General features: G+C 53.0%; 20 protein-coding genes. 11 read left to right on the forward strand and 9 right to left on the reverse strand.

The window, feature by feature from the left end; translation table 11 throughout:
- The first annotated feature begins 8 nt into the window (after positions 1-8).
- Genes dapA through AC9UG7_RS03355 form a run of 3 tightly spaced genes read left to right on the forward strand, consistent with a single transcriptional unit; the run spans position 9 to position 2,820 of the window.
- The gene (gene dapA, locus AC9UG7_RS03345) at positions 9-890 is read left to right on the forward strand and encodes a 4-hydroxy-tetrahydrodipicolinate synthase (protein ID WP_509584097.1); all 882 of its coding nucleotides are present in this window, start codon (positions 9-11) and stop codon (positions 888-890) included.
- 22 nt (positions 891-912) lie between these two features.
- A complete protein-coding gene (bamC, locus tag AC9UG7_RS03350) occupies positions 913-2,028 on the forward strand; it encodes an NlpB/DapX family lipoprotein (protein WP_509584100.1) in 1,116 nt (371 codons plus the stop codon).
- A gap of 3 nt (positions 2,029-2,031) precedes the next feature.
- Positions 2,032-2,820 (forward strand): MBL fold metallo-hydrolase, encoded by a 789-nt coding sequence (locus tag AC9UG7_RS03355; RefSeq protein ID WP_509584103.1) that lies wholly within the window; start codon positions 2,032-2,034, stop codon positions 2,818-2,820.
- A 93-nt stretch (positions 2,821-2,913) separates the two neighbouring features.
- Here the strand turns inward: AC9UG7_RS03355 and AC9UG7_RS03360 are convergent, their stop codons facing one another.
- Together AC9UG7_RS03360 and AC9UG7_RS03365 are read right to left on the reverse strand one after the other, a co-directional pair.
- Positions 2,914-3,099: a hypothetical protein gene (locus tag AC9UG7_RS03360; protein WP_509584106.1), complete on the reverse strand. Its 186-nt coding sequence runs from the start codon at positions 3,097-3,099 to the stop codon at positions 2,914-2,916.
- A gap of 140 nt (positions 3,100-3,239) precedes the next feature.
- Positions 3,240-4,379 (reverse strand): JmjC domain-containing protein, encoded by a 1,140-nt coding sequence (locus AC9UG7_RS03365; protein ID WP_509584108.1) that lies wholly within the window; start codon positions 4,377-4,379, stop codon positions 3,240-3,242.
- A gap of 31 nt (positions 4,380-4,410) precedes the next feature.
- Between AC9UG7_RS03365 and AC9UG7_RS03370 the strand changes: the two genes are divergently transcribed.
- Complete coding sequence (locus AC9UG7_RS03370; RefSeq protein ID WP_509584111.1) at positions 4,411-4,932, forward strand: FKBP-type peptidyl-prolyl cis-trans isomerase; 522 nt, start codon at positions 4,411-4,413, stop codon at positions 4,930-4,932.
- Here the strand turns inward: AC9UG7_RS03370 and dut are convergent, their stop codons facing one another.
- Positions 4,933-5,382, reverse strand: a complete 450-nt coding sequence (gene dut / locus AC9UG7_RS03375) for a dUTP diphosphatase (protein ID WP_509584114.1) — start codon at positions 5,380-5,382, stop codon at positions 4,933-4,935. It abuts the gene before it with no gap.
- The gene (coaBC, locus tag AC9UG7_RS03380; protein WP_509584117.1) at positions 5,379-6,608 is read right to left on the reverse strand and encodes a bifunctional phosphopantothenoylcysteine decarboxylase/phosphopantothenate--cysteine ligase CoaBC; all 1,230 of its coding nucleotides are present in this window, start codon (positions 6,606-6,608) and stop codon (positions 5,379-5,381) included. The genes dut and coaBC overlap by 4 nt, the downstream gene beginning before the upstream one ends.
- Positions 6,609-6,693: 85 nt before the next feature.
- Here coaBC and pyrG point away from each other — a divergent pair, with 85 nt between their 5' ends.
- From pyrG to AC9UG7_RS03405, 5 genes are read left to right on the forward strand one after another with little or no spacing between them, the layout of a single operon-like run.
- Positions 6,694-8,361 carry a CTP synthase gene (gene pyrG, locus AC9UG7_RS03385; RefSeq protein ID WP_509584120.1) on the forward strand — a complete coding sequence of 556 codons (1,668 nt, stop codon included), beginning with the start codon at positions 6,694-6,696 and terminating at the stop codon, positions 8,359-8,361.
- The gene (gene kdsA / locus AC9UG7_RS03390) at positions 8,358-9,215 is read left to right on the forward strand and encodes a 3-deoxy-8-phosphooctulonate synthase (RefSeq protein ID WP_509584122.1); all 858 of its coding nucleotides are present in this window, start codon (positions 8,358-8,360) and stop codon (positions 9,213-9,215) included. The genes pyrG and kdsA overlap by 4 nt, the downstream gene beginning before the upstream one ends.
- 57 nt (positions 9,216-9,272) lie before the next feature.
- Positions 9,273-10,559 carry a phosphopyruvate hydratase gene (gene eno / locus AC9UG7_RS03395; RefSeq protein WP_509584125.1) on the forward strand — a complete coding sequence of 429 codons (1,287 nt, stop codon included), beginning with the start codon at positions 9,273-9,275 and terminating at the stop codon, positions 10,557-10,559.
- Between the two features lie 21 nt (positions 10,560-10,580).
- Positions 10,581-10,862: a septum formation initiator family protein gene (locus AC9UG7_RS03400; RefSeq protein WP_509584128.1), complete on the forward strand. Its 282-nt coding sequence runs from the start codon at positions 10,581-10,583 to the stop codon at positions 10,860-10,862.
- Positions 10,859-11,293 (forward strand): hypothetical protein, encoded by a 435-nt coding sequence (locus tag AC9UG7_RS03405; RefSeq protein ID WP_509584131.1) that lies wholly within the window; start codon positions 10,859-10,861, stop codon positions 11,291-11,293. The genes AC9UG7_RS03400 and AC9UG7_RS03405 overlap by 4 nt, the downstream gene beginning before the upstream one ends.
- On the opposite strand, the gene hslO is transcribed toward AC9UG7_RS03405, so the two are convergent.
- Together hslO and AC9UG7_RS03415 are read right to left on the reverse strand one after the other, a co-directional pair.
- Positions 11,279-12,268 (reverse strand): Hsp33 family molecular chaperone HslO, encoded by a 990-nt coding sequence (gene hslO, locus AC9UG7_RS03410; protein WP_509584134.1) that lies wholly within the window; start codon positions 12,266-12,268, stop codon positions 11,279-11,281. The two genes, AC9UG7_RS03405 and hslO, sit on opposite strands and share 15 nt — an antisense overlap.
- A complete protein-coding gene (locus AC9UG7_RS03415; RefSeq protein ID WP_509584137.1) occupies positions 12,265-12,789 on the reverse strand; it encodes a gamma carbonic anhydrase family protein in 525 nt (174 codons plus the stop codon). The genes hslO and AC9UG7_RS03415 overlap by 4 nt, the downstream gene beginning before the upstream one ends.
- Before the next feature lie 34 nt (positions 12,790-12,823).
- Here AC9UG7_RS03415 and AC9UG7_RS03420 point away from each other — a divergent pair, with 34 nt between their 5' ends.
- Positions 12,824-13,633 carry a ferritin-like domain-containing protein gene (locus tag AC9UG7_RS03420; RefSeq protein ID WP_509584140.1) on the forward strand — a complete coding sequence of 270 codons (810 nt, stop codon included), beginning with the start codon at positions 12,824-12,826 and terminating at the stop codon, positions 13,631-13,633.
- A 31-nt stretch (positions 13,634-13,664) separates the two neighbouring features.
- Here AC9UG7_RS03420 and xerD read toward each other — a convergent pair whose 3' ends face one another.
- From xerD to murB, 3 genes are read right to left on the reverse strand one after another with little or no spacing between them, the layout of a single operon-like run.
- Positions 13,665-14,576: a site-specific tyrosine recombinase XerD gene (gene xerD, locus AC9UG7_RS03425; protein ID WP_509584143.1), complete on the reverse strand. Its 912-nt coding sequence runs from the start codon at positions 14,574-14,576 to the stop codon at positions 13,665-13,667.
- Positions 14,551-15,510 (reverse strand): tripartite tricarboxylate transporter substrate binding protein BugE, encoded by a 960-nt coding sequence (locus AC9UG7_RS03430; protein ID WP_509584158.1) that lies wholly within the window; start codon positions 15,508-15,510, stop codon positions 14,551-14,553. Before AC9UG7_RS03430 ends, xerD begins: the two co-directional genes overlap by 26 nt.
- 23 nt (positions 15,511-15,533) lie before the next feature.
- The gene (murB, locus tag AC9UG7_RS03435; RefSeq protein WP_509584146.1) at positions 15,534-16,583 is read right to left on the reverse strand and encodes a UDP-N-acetylmuramate dehydrogenase; all 1,050 of its coding nucleotides are present in this window, start codon (positions 16,581-16,583) and stop codon (positions 15,534-15,536) included.
- Between the two features lie 39 nt (positions 16,584-16,622).
- Here murB and AC9UG7_RS03440 point away from each other — a divergent pair, with 39 nt between their 5' ends.
- Positions 16,623-17,108 carry a YajQ family cyclic di-GMP-binding protein gene (locus AC9UG7_RS03440; protein WP_509584149.1) on the forward strand — a complete coding sequence of 162 codons (486 nt, stop codon included), beginning with the start codon at positions 16,623-16,625 and terminating at the stop codon, positions 17,106-17,108.
- The last annotated feature ends 74 nt before the right edge of the window (positions 17,109-17,182 follow it).

The raw sequence follows: 17,182 nt of genomic DNA on the forward strand, positions 1-17,182 counted from the left end.
ACTGACCCATGGCACCTATCACCGGAAGCATCGTGGCACTGATCACCCCGATGCTCGAAGACGGCAGTATCGACTACCCGCATTTGCGCAAACTGATTGACTGGCATATCAGTCAAGGTACTGATTGCATTGGCGTGGTTGGCACCACCGGCGAATCACCCTCTGTCACCGTAGAAGAGCATTGCGAAATCATTCGTGTGTCTGTGGAGCAATCTGCCGGTCGTGTGCCCATCATGGCAGGCTGTGGCGCCAATTCGACCACTGAAGCCATTGAACTGGCACGGTTTGCACATCAAGTCGGTGCAGATTGCCAGTTGCAAGTGGTTCCTTACTACAACAAACCGACGCAAGAAGGTCAATACCTGCATTTTCGAAGCATCGCCGAGGCTGTCGATTTGCCAATGGTGCTCTACAACGTACCCGGACGCACTGTCGCTGATATGCAGCATGACACGGTCATGCGGTTGGCACAAATCGACAGCATCATCGGAATCAAAGAAGCGACTGGCAACTTGGAGCGCGCACAGTGGCTGATTCATGATGCACCCGAGGGTTTTTCTGTTTACTCGGGCGACGACGGAACCGCCGTGGCCTTGATGCTGTGTGGCGGCCAAGGCAACGTCAGTGTGACCGCCAATATCGCCCCTCAATGGATGCACGATTTGTGTGTAGCCGCTATCGCAGGTCAATCGCGTCAAGCCATGGCCATTCAAAACCGTTTACTGAATTTGCATAAAAACCTGTTCACTGAAGCCAACCCTATTCCCGTGAAATGGGCGGCGGCGCGCATGGGTTTATGCGGCGGCACCATGCGATTACCAATGACACCGTTTTCTTCACAGTTGCAACCTGCACTGGAAGCCGCCATGCGCGAGTGTGGGTTGATTTGATTTTCCTTAAAGGATGGTTTTGATGTTTATATTTAACTGTATCAATGGACGTTCAGCCAGTCTGATCACCCTGTGTTTACTGCTATCAGCCTGTGGTTCCGTATTAGAGACAGACAAGGTCAACTACAAATCCCAAAATGATGAAGCCAAACCGGTCACTTTGGAAGTCCCGCCGGACCTGACCAAGATGGACCGCAACAAGCGTTACCAATTACCCGATGGCAGCATCAGCGCTAAAACCCTCGGTGGCGAACAAGCTTTGCCGCGCAGTGATGAAACCAGCCCGCTCAAACTGGCTGATTTACAAATTAAAAAGTCCGGTACACAAGTGTGGCTGGAAGTGGCCCGCACACCAGAAGTACTCTGGCCACAAATCAAAGATTTTTGGGCTGAATCAGGTTTTACTTTTGCAAGAGAAGATCAGAAACTGGGCCTGCTGGAAACCGACTGGGCTGAAAACAGAGCCAAACTTCCACAAGACTTTATCCGCCGCAATCTGGGCAAAGTGATCGACAGTTTGTATTCAACCGGTGAGAGGGATAAATTCCGCATCAGCCTGGAGCGCACCAGCGACAACAAAACTGAAATTTATGTTACGCACCGTGGCTTGATTGAAGTGTACGCAGACAGTTTGTCGCGTCGTACGGTTTGGCAACCTAGGCCCAGCGATCCAGAATTAGAAAAAGAGTTTTTACGCCGCTTGATGATCAAACTCGATCCCTCAAAAAGCAATGCTGTGACCACCACTGACGCAGTCATTCAAACCAAAGCGAGTGCCAGTACCCTGACCAGTATCGAAGGCAAGCCTGCAGTGTCTTTTGCTCAAGGTTTTGATATTGCATGGCGACGCGTAGGCGCTACTTTAGATCGCAATGGCTTCACCGTTGAAGACCGAGACCGTAAGCAAGGTATTTACTTTGTTCGTTATGTAGAAATAGATGCCGATGGAGAGCCAGGTTTTTTCAGCCGTATTTTCAGCAGAACCAAAGGCACCCAAGGTCCCCAGCAATTCCGCATCAAAATTCAAAGTCAATCTGAACAGAAATCCACCATCACCATTTTGAATGCGTCTGGTGTACCGGACGGATCTGACGTGGCGAAAAAAATTGCGCAATTGCTGGTTAATGAATTGCAGTGATTTGTGCTGCGTTTTAAAAATTTAGGCAGTGGCAGTGCGGGTAATGCAACCTTGGTGGAATCCACTAGCGGTCAGGAAGTATCGCGTTTATTGATTGACTGCGGTCTCAGCCTGCGTGAACTGAACAAACGCTTGAATGTTGCCGACTTAACAATCGATGATGTAGATGCGGTATTCATCACCCATGAACATGCAGATCACATCGGGCATGCCAAATCATTTGCACAGCGCACTGGCAAACCCGTTTGGATGAGCCGCGGTACCGCCTTGGCCTGCCAGATCCATGAATGGGGATTGGGTATTGACCAATTCAAACTGGCCAGTGACAACCACAAATTTGCCGTGGGATGTTTAGAGGTCCTGCCATTTACCGTGCCGCATGATGCGCGTGAACCTTTGCAGTTGCGTTGCAGTGACGGCGCCCATCACTTGGGTGTGTTGACCGATCTGGGGCACGGCAGTTCACATGTTGTGAACTCTCTACAGGGTTGCCATGCCCTTTTACTTGAATGCAACCATGACGCTGATTTGTTAGCCCAATCCAGTTACCCGGCTTTTTTGAAAAAGCGTATCGCCGGACCGCAAGGCCATTTATCCAATGAGGAATCAGCTGAATTGGCGAAAGCCTTGGTTCATGACCAATTGAACTTGATCATTGCCGCGCATTTGAGTGAGCGCAATAACCGCCCATCATTGGCACAGAACATCTTGGCGCAAGCAACCGGATGTCAGCCCCAGGATATTCTGGTGGCTGATCCTTTGATCGGTACCCCTTGGCACACGTTACATTGAATTGAACTGTAGCCAAATGCCTTTGCTAACCTTTGGTTAAATAGAGACAAAAAAAAGCCACCCGAAGGTGGCGTTTTTCGGAAGCAGAAAAAATTACTTCTTCTCTTCAGCAGGTGCAGCAGCAGGAGCGGCAGCAGGAGCGGCATTATCAGCAGGTGCAGGTGCAGCGGCAGCAGGTGCAGCAGCAGGAGCTTCAGCGGCAGGCGCTGGTGCTTCTTTTTTGCCACAAGCGACTAAAGCAGCGGCCAACAGAGTTGCCAAGAGGAGTGATTTTTTCATGGGGGATTTTCCTTTGTTAGATACAAAAACGATTCAAGGGGAGCCACAAATCAAAATAAATTCAAAAATGTGACTGAGCCGTAGGACTCAAACTCCTTCAACTCAGCCACTTATTATAGGTGATTTCCCGAAGTCGGTATTTAATGCGCCCTTTTGTGGGGCGAATAGATGATCCATCCGGCTTCCAGCCAATCTGAAAACAATTGAAGCACCTCGGGTGTGGCTTGGACCCAATCGGACTTTTTCAGTTCCCTTTGATCTGCCAGTTTGCGCAGCAAATGCGCTTCATTTCCTTTGCATCGCCAGCTTTCTCCATTGAGAAAAATAAAATCTTTGTCATACAACATCTGAGATTTTTTATCTAAACGTATACCTTTAAAAGATTTGGGCTTAGGTTGAGCTTGGAACCACACGTCTGGCTTGGGCTCACTCAACCATTCACCAAGCGCACAGCGGATGTCGATTTCCTTTCGCAATTTCTGTTGCAAACTGTGTAGGGCGAATTGCTGTAATTGATGAGGTATTTTGGCGGGTTGCTGCGTCGCTGATTGGTCAGGGTCGCTGTATATAACTGGGTCTTGCGTGAAATCAAAATCTGCCAACCGTCCCAACAACACTGAGGCCATAGTGTGGTTTGTTTCTGCTTTGAAACCGATGGAATAAGTCATGCACTCCCCCACGGCAACGCCCTCATGCGCATAGTGAGGTGGCAAATACAACATGTCGCCTGGCTCTAACAACATGGTTTGGGTGGGCTTGAATCGCGACAATATTTTCAGCGGTACGTCATCACGCAACTGCAGATTTTTTTGGGCACTGATGCGCCAACGTCTTTGCCCTTGCGCCTGCAACAAGAACACGTCATAGCTGTCAAAGTGTGGTCCCACCCCGCCGCCGTCGCTGGCGTAACTCACCATCACATCGTCCACCCGAGCATCAGGTATAAAGCGAAAACGGTCGCGCAAATCTGCAAACCCATCTAAATGCAAATCTACCCCCTGCACCAACAGCGTCCAGTGGGGGCGACTTAAGGGCGGCAAAGCACGCGGCTTGAACGGCCCACGCCTCATTTGCCAAGGCAATGAATGTCCATCACCGCTGACCAAACGAGATTCCACATCGTGTTCTGAAGCCAAAGCAAACAATTCTTTTCTGGCTATCAGCGCTTGCATGCCGGGTATGGCTTGTCGGATCAGCAGTGGTTTTTTTTGCCAATACAGCCGCATGAATTCCTCCGGGCTGATACTGCCCAATACGGAGGGTAAATCGTGTTTTTTCATGTCTATCTCCAAACTGCGACAATTCTGCCCCATGAACATCACCACAGACTGCGTTGTTGCCCTGACTTGGGTACTCAAAGACACACAGGGAGAAATCCTTGACGAACTCGACGATCCGGTTGAGTTTTATTTAGGCGGGCACGATTTGCTGGACAAAATTCAGCAAGCCTTGCAAGACCATGAGGTCGGCGACCTGATTGATTTACATCTAGAGCCTGAAGAAGCCTTTGGCGACTTCGACGAGTTGCTGGTGTTTTTAGAGCCGCGGGCGCTGTTTCCCGCTGAAATTGAAGAAGGCATGACCATAGAAGGCCATGCTTTACCCGACGGATGCAACTTGGACGCTCCCAAGGAAGTGATTTACACCATCACAGATATTTACCCGGAACACGTGGTGATTGACGGTAACCACCCGTTGTCAGGCATGGCTTTGCGCATTTCACTCAAAGTTACCGGCGTGCGTCACGCCACTGCACAAGAGAAATCTCATGGCACTTGCGGTTCTGGTTTTTTCAGCCTGCCGCCAACGCCAGGCAGTGATTTACTGCATTGATCATCGTTTACCAGTCGAGCCGTAACCGCCCTCGCCACGCTCACTGGTCCCGTCGAATTCATCGACGATGCGAAATTCGGCTTGCACCACCGGCACAATAACCAACTGAGCAATGCGTTCCATGGGCTCCATGGTGAACACCACATCGCTGCGGTTCCAGGCGCTGACCATCAGCTGGCCTTGGTAATCGCTGTCTATGAGGCCCACCAAGTTGCCCAGCACGATGCCGTGTTTGTGGCCCAAGCCTGAGCGTGGCAATATAAAGGCGGCATAGGACGGATCGTTCAAATGGATGGCCATGCCAGTGGGTACCAGTTGCCAGGCGTTAGGTTGCAAAGTCAAAGGCGCGTCTAGGCAGGCGCGTAAGTCAAGTCCGGCGCTGCCCGGCGTGGCGTAGGAGGGCATGGCGTCGCGCAATCTTTCATCCAGAATTTTCACGTCAAGTTTCATGGGATGCTCCTTGGGCTTTGAATGCGTCGCGCGATCTCGGCGACCAAGCGCTGTGCCAACTCGGTTTTGGGCGCACGCGGCCATTCGGTTTCACTCATTTCGTCGACCAGCAGCAATGCGTTGTCGTCAGATCCAAAGGTGGCGGACCCGATATTGCCAACGATCAAGGGAATCTTTTTTCGCAGACGTTTGGCTTTGGCGTGTATCAGTAAATCGTGGCTTTCAGCTGCAAAGCCGACACAAAACAATTCGTTTTTTTGTGCACGCTCGGTAGCGGCGGCCTCGGCCAAGATATCCGGGTTTTCGGTCCAGTCGATCACCGGCATGTGGCCAGCAGCATCTTTTTTAATTTTCTGCGTGTATGCGTTTTGCGGCCGCCAGTCAGCCACTGCCGCCGTGGCGATAAACACATCAGCCAGCGGCAACTGCGCCATAACGGCAGCGTGCATGTCTAATGCGGAGCGAACATCCACGCGATGAACGCCGCTAGGCGTTTCTAACGCCACGGGCCCGGCCACCAGTGTGACGTGCGCGCCCGCGAGTGCAGCGGCCTGCGCTAATGCAAAACCCATTTTTCCGCTGGATAAATTGGTGATCACGCGTACCGGGTCTAGGGCTTCGTAAGTCGGCCCTGCAGACACCAACACCTTTTTGCCAAGCAATGGCTTGGGGGCAAACAAGTAGATCACTTCGTGCAGCAATTCGTCGGGTTCCAGCATGCGTCCATCACCGGATTCGCCACAGGCTTGCTCACCCTGACCCACTCCCAACACCACGGCACCATCAGCGCGTAACTGCGCCATGTTGCGCTGCGTGGCGGGATGCGACCACATTTCTCGGTTCATGGCCGGTGCCAGCATCAAGGGCACGCGGTCTATAGGGCGTGCCAAGCACATCAGGCTCAGTAAATCATCGGCGCGGCCATGCAGCAATTTCGCCATGAAATCGGCGCTGGCAGGCGCAACCAATATCAAATCGGCTTCGCGACTGAGATTGATATGCGCCATGTTGTTCGGTTCACGCGCGTCCCATTGAGAGACAAACACTGGGCGGTTGGACAAGGCCTGCATGGTCACCGGCGTGATGAACTGTGCTGCCGCCTCGGTCATCACCACCTGCACTGTGGCGCCTTGCTTCACCAATGCGCGACACAGCTCAGCGGCTTTGTAACAGGCAATGCCTCCGCTCAGGCCCAACACAATGTGTTTGTTGAGAAGTTCACTCATGAAGCGCAATGTAGCAGAGCGACGACACCACCCCCCTATAATCTCTTTTTCCACCTATTGGGAACCGTGCGTTCCCGCTTTGGACATGACCAAATTTGTGTTTGTCACCGGCGGTGTGGTGTCCTCCCTGGGCAAGGGAATCGCCGCCGCCTCTTTAGCCGCGATTCTTGAATCGCGGGGCCTCAAAGTCACCCTGATCAAGCTGGACCCTTACATCAACGTCGATCCCGGCACCATGTCACCGTTCGAGCATGGCGAAGTGTTTGTCACCGAAGATGGCGCAGAGACCGACCTCGACCTCGGACACTACGAGCGCTTCATCACCACGCGCATGCGCCGTACCAATAACTTCACCACCGGCCAGATTTACAAAAGCGTGCTGGAAAAAGAACGCCGAGGCGACTATCTCGGCACCACAGTGCAAGTCATTCCGCACATCACAAACGAAATACAGGACTTCATCAAACGCGGCGCTGGCATAGGCACACCTGATGCTGTGGATGTGGCCATCGTCGAGGTCGGTGGCACAGTCGGTGACATCGAATCGTTACCTTTTTTGGAAGCCGTTCGACAAATGAGCTTGCGCATGGGTCCGCACTTTGCCGCCTTTGTTCACCTGAGTTATGTGCCATGGATTGCTGCAGCTGGCGAACTCAAAACAAAACCCACCCAGCACACCGCACAAAAACTGCGCGAAATCGGTATTCAAGCCGATGCCTTGCTATGCCGCGCTGACCGCCCCATTCCTCAGGAAGAACGCTCCAAGATTTCGCTTTTCTCCAATGTGCCCGAATGGGGTGTCATTTCTATGTGGGATGTGGACACGATTTACAAAGTGCCTCGCATGTTGCACGAGCAAGGCCTTGACGCGCTTATTTGTGAAAAACTCAAACTCAACACGCCGCCAGCCAGCCTAAAGCGCTGGGACGATTTGGTCCATGCGGTAGAGCACCCCGAGTTTGAATTGCGCATCGCCATGGTTGGCAAATACGTGGATCTGTCTGACAGTTACAAATCATTAAACGAAGCACTGCGCCATGCAGGTATACGCAACCATGCGCGAGTACATATCGAATACATAGATTCTGAAACCTTGACGGCTGACAACACCGGACAGTTGTCGCATTTCGATGCGATTTTGGTGCCGGGCGGTTTTGGTAAACGGGGCATCGAAGGCAAGATTTGTGCGGCTCGCTACGCCCGTGAGCACAAAGTACCTTATCTCGGCATTTGTCTTGGCATGCAGATTGCCACCATCGAATACGCACGCCATGTCGCGGGTTTGAAAAACGCCAACAGTACTGAATTCGAGCCCGACGGCCCACACCCGGTGATTGCATTGATCACCGAATGGAAAGACGCTGACGGCAGCATCAAACAGCGCGACGCCAAATCCGACCTTGGCGGCACCATGCGTTTAGGTGCGCAAACATCCAACGTATCCAAAGGCACACTAGCGCATGAGATTTACGGTGATGTGGTCACCGAGCGCCATCGCCACCGCTATGAAGCTAACGTGAACTACCTTGACAGATTGCGCGAAGCTGGACTGGTGATCTCTGCGCTGACGCAGATAGAGCACTTGACAGAAATTGTGGAGTTGCCGCGCAACGTGCATCCTTGGTACATGGGTGTGCAATTTCATCCCGAGTTCAAATCCACGCCTTGGGATGGTCACCCACTGTTCAATGCCTTTGTCATTGCGGCACTTACTCACCAGACCGAGCGAAAAAAACTCAAGGTGGTTGCATGAAACTGTGCGGCTTTGATGCCGGTTTAGAGCATCGCTTCTTTTTAATAGCTGGCACATGCTCTATCGAGGGTTTGCAAATGTCTTTGGATGTCGCCGGACAATTGCAAGAGATTTGTAGCTCTTTGGGCATCCCCCTGATATACAAAGGCTCGTTCGACAAAGCAAACCGTTCTTCGGGCAGCACGCAACGTGGTTTGGGCATGGATGCCGGTTTGAAAATCCTGGACGAAGTGCGCAGACAAATCAAAGTGCCAGTGCTCACCGATGTGCATGACGAATCACAAGTGTCCACAGTCGCCAGCGTGGTCGACGTATTGCAAACCCCGGCATTTTTATGCAGGCAAACCGATTTCATACGCGCCGTGGCGCAATCAGGCAAACCGGTGAACATCAAAAAAGGCCAGTTCTTAGCGCCTTGGGACATGACCAACGTGATAGACAAAGCGCGTGCCGCCGCCCGAGAAAAGGGTTTGCCTGAAGACAACTTTTTGGCGTGCGAGCGTGGTGTCAGCTTTGGCTACAACAATTTGGTCGCCGACATGAGCAGTCTGGCCGAGATGCGCAAAACAGGCGCTCCCGTGGTGTTTGATGTGACGCATGCCGTGCAAAAACCGGGCGGCCAAGGCACGAGCAGCGGTGGCGCGCGCGACATGGTGCCGGTGCTGGCCCGCGCTGGTGTGGCCGCTGGCGTGGCAGGTTTGTTCATGGAAACCCACCCCAAGCCCAGTGAAGCCTGGTCAGACGGCCCGAATGCCGTGCCTTTGGGCAAGATGAAGAATTTGTTAGAAACTTTGGTCGAGTTGGATGCCGTGACCAAAAAACACCCTTTGCTGGAAAACGATTTTTCAGCTTGAATGAATGTGGATTGCAGGCTTTATAACCTGTGTGTTTTCTTGTAGAAAGTCAAAAAAATGAGTGCTATTGTCGATATCGTCGGACGTGAAATTCTGGACAGCCGGGGCAACCCTACCGTTGAATGCGATGTGCTGCTGGAAAGCGGCGTCATGGGTCGCGCTGCAGTTCCTTCGGGAGCGTCGACGGGTAGCCGTGAAGCCATTGAATTGCGAGACGGCGACCCGAACCGTTACGGCGGCAAGGGTGTTTTGACTGCGGTAGAACATATCAACCACGACATCACCCAGGCCGTCATTGGATTAGATGCTTCAGAGCAAGCGTTTTTAGATCACACGATGATCGACTTGGACCGCACCGACAACAAAGCGCGCATCGGTGCCAACGCCATTTTGGCTGTGTCTATGGCCGTGGCGCGTGCAGCAGCAGAAGAAGCCGGCTTGCCCTTGTACCGTTATTTCGGCGGCATGGGTCGGATGCAAATGCCGGTGCCGATGATGAACGTGATCAACGGCGGGGCACACGCCAACAACAACCTCGACTTGCAAGAGTTGATGATCATTCCCGTAGGCGCACCGACTTTCCGCGAAGCCGTGCGTTACGGCGCGGAAGTGTTTCATGCATTGAAAAAAATCATGAGCGACAAAGGCATGAGCATTGCCGTCGGCGATGAAGGCGGTTTTGCGCCGAATGTACCCGGCCATGAAGCCGCGATCCAAATGATTCTGGATGCGATTGACAAAGCGGGTTTCACTGCGGGTGAGCAAATCATGCTGGGGCTGGATTGCGCGGCCAGCGAGTTTTACCGTGACGGGAAATACCAACTCAAAGGTGAGGGACTGGAATTGGATGCAGCACAGTGGACAGATATGCTGGCTACTTGGGCAGACAAATACCCCATCATCAGTATCGAAGACGGTATGGCCGAAGGCGACTGGGACGGTTGGAAGCACCTGACAGACCGCATGGGCAAAAAAGTGCAGTTGGTCGGCGATGATTTGTTTGTCACCAATACCAAGATATTGCAGGAAGGGATTGACAAGGGTGTGGCCAACTCCATTCTGATCAAGATCAACCAAATCGGTACTCTGACCGAGACATTTGCGGCCATTGAGATGGCCAAACGCGCCGGTTACACCTCGGTCATCAGCCACCGCTCAGGTGAGACCGAAGACACCACGATCGCAGACATTGCGGTAGGTACGAACGCCTTGCAAATCAAAACCGGTTCCCTTAGTCGCTCTGACCGGTTGGCGAAATACAACCAACTTTTGCGTATTGAGGAAGATTTGGGTACCATCGCCAGTTATCCAGGCCGCGCTGCTTTCTACCAACTGCGCGGTTGACACAAACAACAAGTTGTACATATGCGTCGTCCTCTTCCGCTGATTTTGCTGGGCCTTTTACTGATATTGCAGTTGCAGTTATGGTTTGGCCGTGGCAGCATTCCGGATGTATGGAGGCTGCGTCAGCAATACCAAAACCAATTGGATAGCAACGCCAAATCTCAAAGCGATATAGAGCGTTTACGCGCCGAATTGCGCGATTTGCGAGACGGCTTAGAGATGGTCGAAGAACGCGCACGTGCTGAGATAGGCATGGTCAAGCCCAACGAAATTTTTGTACAACTGGCTAAACCCGCCAAGTGAACCCCACCACGCAGCGAACTGTCGTACTTGCTGGGGGCAGCGTGAGGGCGCGCCAAACGCTGGCGGCCAAGTTGCAACATTCCTTATTAGGTAAATCCTTGGTGTTTGATTTCTTCTGCCCGGCCAGCCCGCTTGACTTGGCTGATACTCCCGCCAATGGTCGGCATTTACTTTGGCGAAATCCGCAGGACGCCACGTCAACAGTCATGCATGAGGATTGGCGCCAGCAATTACACACTTTGCAAAGAAACTACCAAAGTCTGCACGCCGACAATGAAGCTGTGGTGCAGCAAGCTGTTTATGCATTGCTCGATGGTCAGGTAGAAGCGATGAAACGACCCGACATACAAGCGCAATGGAAAGGCTTGTGCGAATGTTGTGCAGACCCGACCTGCGAACAACAATTATTTGGTCGCTTATTGCAAGGCTGAAGTCGCAGGCGGTACTGGCGGCTGTCCTTGAACAAACAACTGCGCAGCATCCACCGCGTCATAACGGTATTGCTGGCCGCAAAAATCGCAGCCCACCTCGATCAGCTCACGTTCAGAAAGAATGCTGTCGGCTTCTTCCCGACCCAAGCTACGTATCATGTTGCTGACACGCTCGCGGTTGCAGGAGCATACAAAGCGTGGTGAATCCATGCCAGGCTCGGGAGCAAAGTGACGCAGATGTTCCTGCCAAAATAATCGATGCAATACTTTGTCTGGAGTGAGTTGTAGCAATTCATCCGAGGTCAGACTGCCAGCCAAAATAGCTATGCGGTTGTAGTCCTCGCTTTGACCGATAGCGTCTTCCTCGGCCATGGTTTTCATGCCGCCCAGATTGGCCAAACCGCCCACGGGCAACCGCTGTATCAATAAACCTGCAGCCACTTTATCGTTGGCAGCCAATACCAGCATGGTGTCAAGCTGTTCGCTTTGCAACATGTAATGCGCCAGCACATCGCTGAATCGTTTCAATGGCTGCTTGTGGTCATCATACAAAGACACCACGCCTTGGTAAGGCTGCTGCCCTGCACGCCTGCCGACAGGGTCTAAGGTGATGGCGCAGCGTCCGAGATTATTTTGGTTAACCATGTCTTCAAACCGCATGCCAGGCGCGACATCGCCTATGGTTTTAGCCGTAGAGCGCAAACGCAAATCCGACTGCACTTCGACCACGGCAAGCTTAAGCGGACCTTCGCCATGCAATTGCAAAATCAGTGCGCCATCAAATTTGATGTTCGCTTGCATCAAGACTGCTGCTGCGGTCATTTCGCCGAGTAAATGTCGCACGGCCTCTGGGTAAGGTCCGGTCTCTAAGTTATCTGCACGGCGCTTCAAAATATCCTGCCAACTGTCGGTCAGACGCACCAGCAGGCCGCGCACCGGCAGGCCTTCAAAAATAAATTTATGCAGTTCACTCATGCGATTTTTTTCAAACCATTGTGAAAACGCAAGGCGTTGTTCATGTAATGTCTGGCACTCATGCGCAAACCTTCGATCTGCTCGGGGGTAAGTTGGCGCACCACCTTGGCAGGTGTGCCCATGATCATGCTACCGTCAGGGAATTCCTTGCCCTCGGTGACCAGCGACCCGGCGCCGACCACGCAGTGGCGACCGATGCGCGCACCGTTGAGCACCACGGCTGCTATGCCGATCAGGCTTTCATCGCCAATGGTGCAACCGTGCAACATCACCTGGTGCCCCACCGTGACATGTTTACCGACAACCACCGGTAAGCCGTTGTCAGCGTGAATCACAGCCAGATCCTGGATGTTGCTTCCCTCGCCAATGGTGATGGTTTCGGTGTCGCCACGGATAACGGCGTTGAACCAAACACTGGTATTGGCATGCAAACTGACCGCACCCATGACCTGTGCGCTGTCGGCAATCCAGGTGCTGGGGTGTATGTCGGGGATGTGGTCGTCGAGCTGGTAAATGGCCATGAGCGTGTTCCTGTGTGTTTCTACAATTGTAGGGATGGAATTACGCAGCGCTGCCCTCAAGATTTTGTGCGATGCCCACCCGCACTCGCAAGTGCAGGCGGTGCAAGTGCTTTGGCGTGAACACGGGCTATTACGCTTGGACACGCAAACCCTGCTGCCAACCCCGGATGTGCCGTTACCGGGCCGCCCTGCCAAACCGGAGTTAAAGCCTCCGCATCAAGTCCCCTCCCGCTCAGTACACACGCCGCAAGGTCTGGCGGGTTTGGTGCACTCGATCTGTCACATTGAATACAACGCCATCCATCTGGCACTGGACGCGATCTGGCGGTTTGCTGGTTTGCCCGAGGCTTATTACCGAGACTGGCTGAAAGTCGCGTATGAAGAGTCCACCCATTTTGAATTGCTGTGCAACTTGCTGCAAAACATGGGCTACAGCTACGGTGACTTTGCAGCGCACGACGGTTTGTGGCAGATGTGCGAGAAAACCGCCGGCGATGTCATTGCCCGCATGGCGCTTGTGCCGCGAACGTTAGAAGCACGAGGGCTGGACGCTACACCTTTGATACAAGCGAAATTACATTTGAGCAACTCACCGCACGCGATTGCTTTACAACCTATATTGCAAATCATTTTGCAAGACGAAATAGGCCATGTGGCGATTGGCAACCACTGGTTTCGCTGGCTGTGCGCACAACAACAACTAGACCCTTTGGCACACTATCCATGGCTGGTGCAACGCCATGCCGCACCCAGGTTAAAACCACCTTTTAACAATGAAGCACGTTTACAGGCCGGTTTCACTCAGGCAGAAATTGATTGGTTACTGGCGCAGCGTTTGGTTTGATTCGAGAGCAAGCACTATGATCCAAAGTGGGTTAACCCCTGGGATGATGCTGTGCATGCAACTGCTTTAACCTCTCCCTCGCCACGTGCGTATAAATGGTGGTGGTGGAAATATCCGCATGCCCCAGTAACATTTGCACCGCACGCAAATCTGCCCCATGGTTTAGCAAGTGCGTGGCGAACGCATGCCGCAAGGTATGCGGCGACAGCGGCACGTGGATATCCGCCAGCATCGCGTATTTCTTGATCAGCATCCAAAACATGACGCGGCTCATGGCAACGCCACGATGCGTCACAAAAACAGCAGGGCTGTTTTTTTTACCCAGCAACTCGCCGCGAGAGGTGGTCAGGTAACGCTCTATCCAGTCGCCTGCTTCTTCGCCGAACGGTACCAAGCGTTCTTTATCGCCTTTGCCCGTGATGCGCAACACACCTTCGCGCATGTTCAGCGACAACAAGGGGAGATTCACCAATTCGCTGACGCGCAAACCGCTGGCATACAGCAACTCCAGCATGGCGCGGTCGCGCATACCCAAAGCGGTGCCGGTGTCAGGCGCGTTCAACAAAGCCTCGACCTGCGCTTCGCTTAGGCTTTTGGGCAAACGCACCGGTTGCTTGGCGGACAACAGCTTCATCGTTGGGTCGGCCAGCAAGCGGTTGTCGCGCAAAGCCCAGCGGTAAAAACGCCGAAATACGGTCATGCGCCGGTTGGCAGAGGTGGCCTTGGTATCGGCATGGCGATGCGCAAAATAGGCTTGCAAATCGGCTTCCACTGCGCAAGACAACGAACTGTTTTGCGTATGCAGCCAAAGCGCCAAGGCATTCAAATCACGTCGGTAAGCGGCCAGCGTCAACGCAGACAGCCCGTCCTCCAGCCAAACGCTGTCGATGAAAGCATCGATCAGCGAATCAGGCGTATCAGTCGAGCTTGAGTTTTTGCGCATCGACCACCTTTTTGTACACCTCGTATTCAGCTTTCAATTGCGCGGCAAATTCTGCAGGGCTGTTGGCTATTACTCGAGAACCGCTGGCCTCGATACGCTTGATCACCGCCGGATCTTGCAGCACTTTGCGAACTGCTGCATTTAACTGATCTACCAAGGGGGCGGGCAAACCTTTAGGCGCCCAAATGCCATAGAGTGCGGGACGATTGACAGGCTCTAGGCCCAGTTCTTTGAAGGTGGGTACGTCGGGCAACTCGGCCACACGTTCGGGTGCCGCGACTGCCAACGCGATCAAACGCTTGTCCTTGATATGCGGCATGGCGGATGGCAGGTTGTCAAAGATGATGGGCACTTGTCCGCCTACGGTGTCGCGCAACGCAGGGCCAGCTCCCGCATAAGGTATGTGCACGACAAACGTTTTTGTCAGGCTTTTGAACAACTCCATTTGTAAATGCCCGACGCCGCCCGTACCCGAAGACGCAAAGTCATATTTGCCGGGATTTGCCCGTAGCACCTTCAGAAAACCAGCCATGTCTTTAGCGGGAAAAGATGGATTGACTGCCAATACATTGGGCGTGGCCACCATATTGATGATGGGTGTGAAATCGGTCAAGGGTTTGTAGACAATCGCAGGGTTGATTGCTGGGTTAGTCGCTGCGCTGGATGCCGTTGTCAAGCCAAGGGTGTAGCCATCAGGTGTTGCACGGGCAACCTCAAGCGCACCCACTGCGCCACCCGCACCCGCCTTGTTATCCACCACCACCGACTGACCGAGCAACTTTCCCAAGGGTTCAGCCACAATCCGCGCGATCAAATCGGTGCTGCCACCGGGCGCGAACGGTACGATCAATCGAATGGGCTTGGCAGGGAAGGTTTGCGCGTATGTAGCGCCGATAAAAGCGCAGCAGACAACGATCAGCAAGCGCTGAAGCATCTTTTGACTGATGGAATAAATCATCACACCACCACCGGTTCAGGTTCAAGTTGGATACCGAAACGCTCGTACACACTGGTTTGAATCGCTTTCGCCAAAGTGACCACTTCGCCGCCCGTGCAAGGGCTGTCGCGCCCGCCTTTGTTGATAATAACCAGCGCCTGTTTGTCGTATACGGCTGCATTACCCACCGATTTACCGCGCCAACCACAGGCGTCGATCAACCAAGCGGCGGCGAGTTTGATGCGGCCATCGCTGAGGTGGTAATGCACCAGGCGCGGTTCGCGCGCGATGATATCGGCGCATTGCTCTGGCGAGACCGTCGGGTTTTTGAAAAAACTTCCCGCGTTGCCCACTACCTGCGGGTTTGGCAATTTATGTCGGCGTATGTCGCAAACCCAGTCAAATACTTGCTGTGGCGTCGGGTTGCTGATGCCAGTTTGGGCCTGCTTTTTTTCCAAATCGGCATAACCGATATCGGCTTTCCATTTCTTAGGCAAACGAAAACGCACTTGCGTGATGAGTGCGCGCCCAAGCAATCCCAAATCGCGTTTGTCGATGGCTTGGTGCTTGAACACCGAATCTCGGTAACCAAAGGCACACTGGCCCGCATCCAAGGTGAAGCTCTGACCCGTATGCAAATCCACTGCGTCCAGTGATTCGAAGCGGTCTTGCAACTCCACCCCATAGGCGCCGATGTTTTGAACCGGCGAAGCGCCCACCAGACCGGGAATCATGGCCAGATTTTCTAGCCCCGGCCAGCCTTGTTGCAAAGTCCATTCCACAAAGCCGTGCCAATCTTCGCCAGCGGCGGCTTGGACGATCCAAGCCTTGTCATCTTCAGATACCAGTTGTTTGCCTAGCAGTTCCACCTTGATCACCAGAGGCTTGATATCCCCGGTAATGACGATGTTGCTGCCGCCACCCAGCACAAAATGTGGCTCCAGACGAATGGGGTCTGCCAACAGTTCGGTGACATCGTCCACGCTCCTCAGGCGCAGCAGGCGTTCAGCTTTGGCGGCGATGCCGAAGGTGTTGTGGGCTTGAAGCGGAACATGGGTCTCGATAATCATGTGAGAATTGTCGCACCCTGAACTTCTGAAGTATTGACCATGCCCTCTTTTGATACTGTTTGCGAAGCCGACGTGGTGGAAGTGAAAAATGGCGTCGAGAACACTGCCAAGGAAATCACCACCCGTTTTGATTTCAAAGGCACTTCGGCCGCCATCGAATTCAAGGACAAGGAAATCACCTTGATCGGCGACAGTGACTTTCAATTAGCTCAAATCGACGACATCCTGCGCAATAAGTTGACTAAGCGCAATGTAGATATCCGCTTTCTCGACAAAGGCGATGTGCAGAAAATGGGCGGCGACAAGGTCAAACAAGTGATCAAGGTACGCAACGGCATCGCGAGTGAGGACGCAAAAAAAATACAGCGTGTCATCAAAGACAGCAAGATGAAAGTACAGGCGGCCATTCAAGGTGAGGCGGTGCGTGTCACCGGGGCCAAGCGCGATGATTTGCAAGCGGCGATGGCGCTGATCAAAAAAGAGATGTCCGATTTACCGCTGAGCTTTGACAATTTCCGCGACTGATTATTTTTTAATTGGGGTCAGGGTAATTGGGGTCTGGGTAATTGGGGTCAGGGTAATTGCTGTCTCTTATACAC

Source organism: Limnohabitans sp. (assembly GCF_046052765.1).
Lineage (GTDB): Bacteria > Pseudomonadota > Gammaproteobacteria > Burkholderiales > Burkholderiaceae_C > Limnohabitans.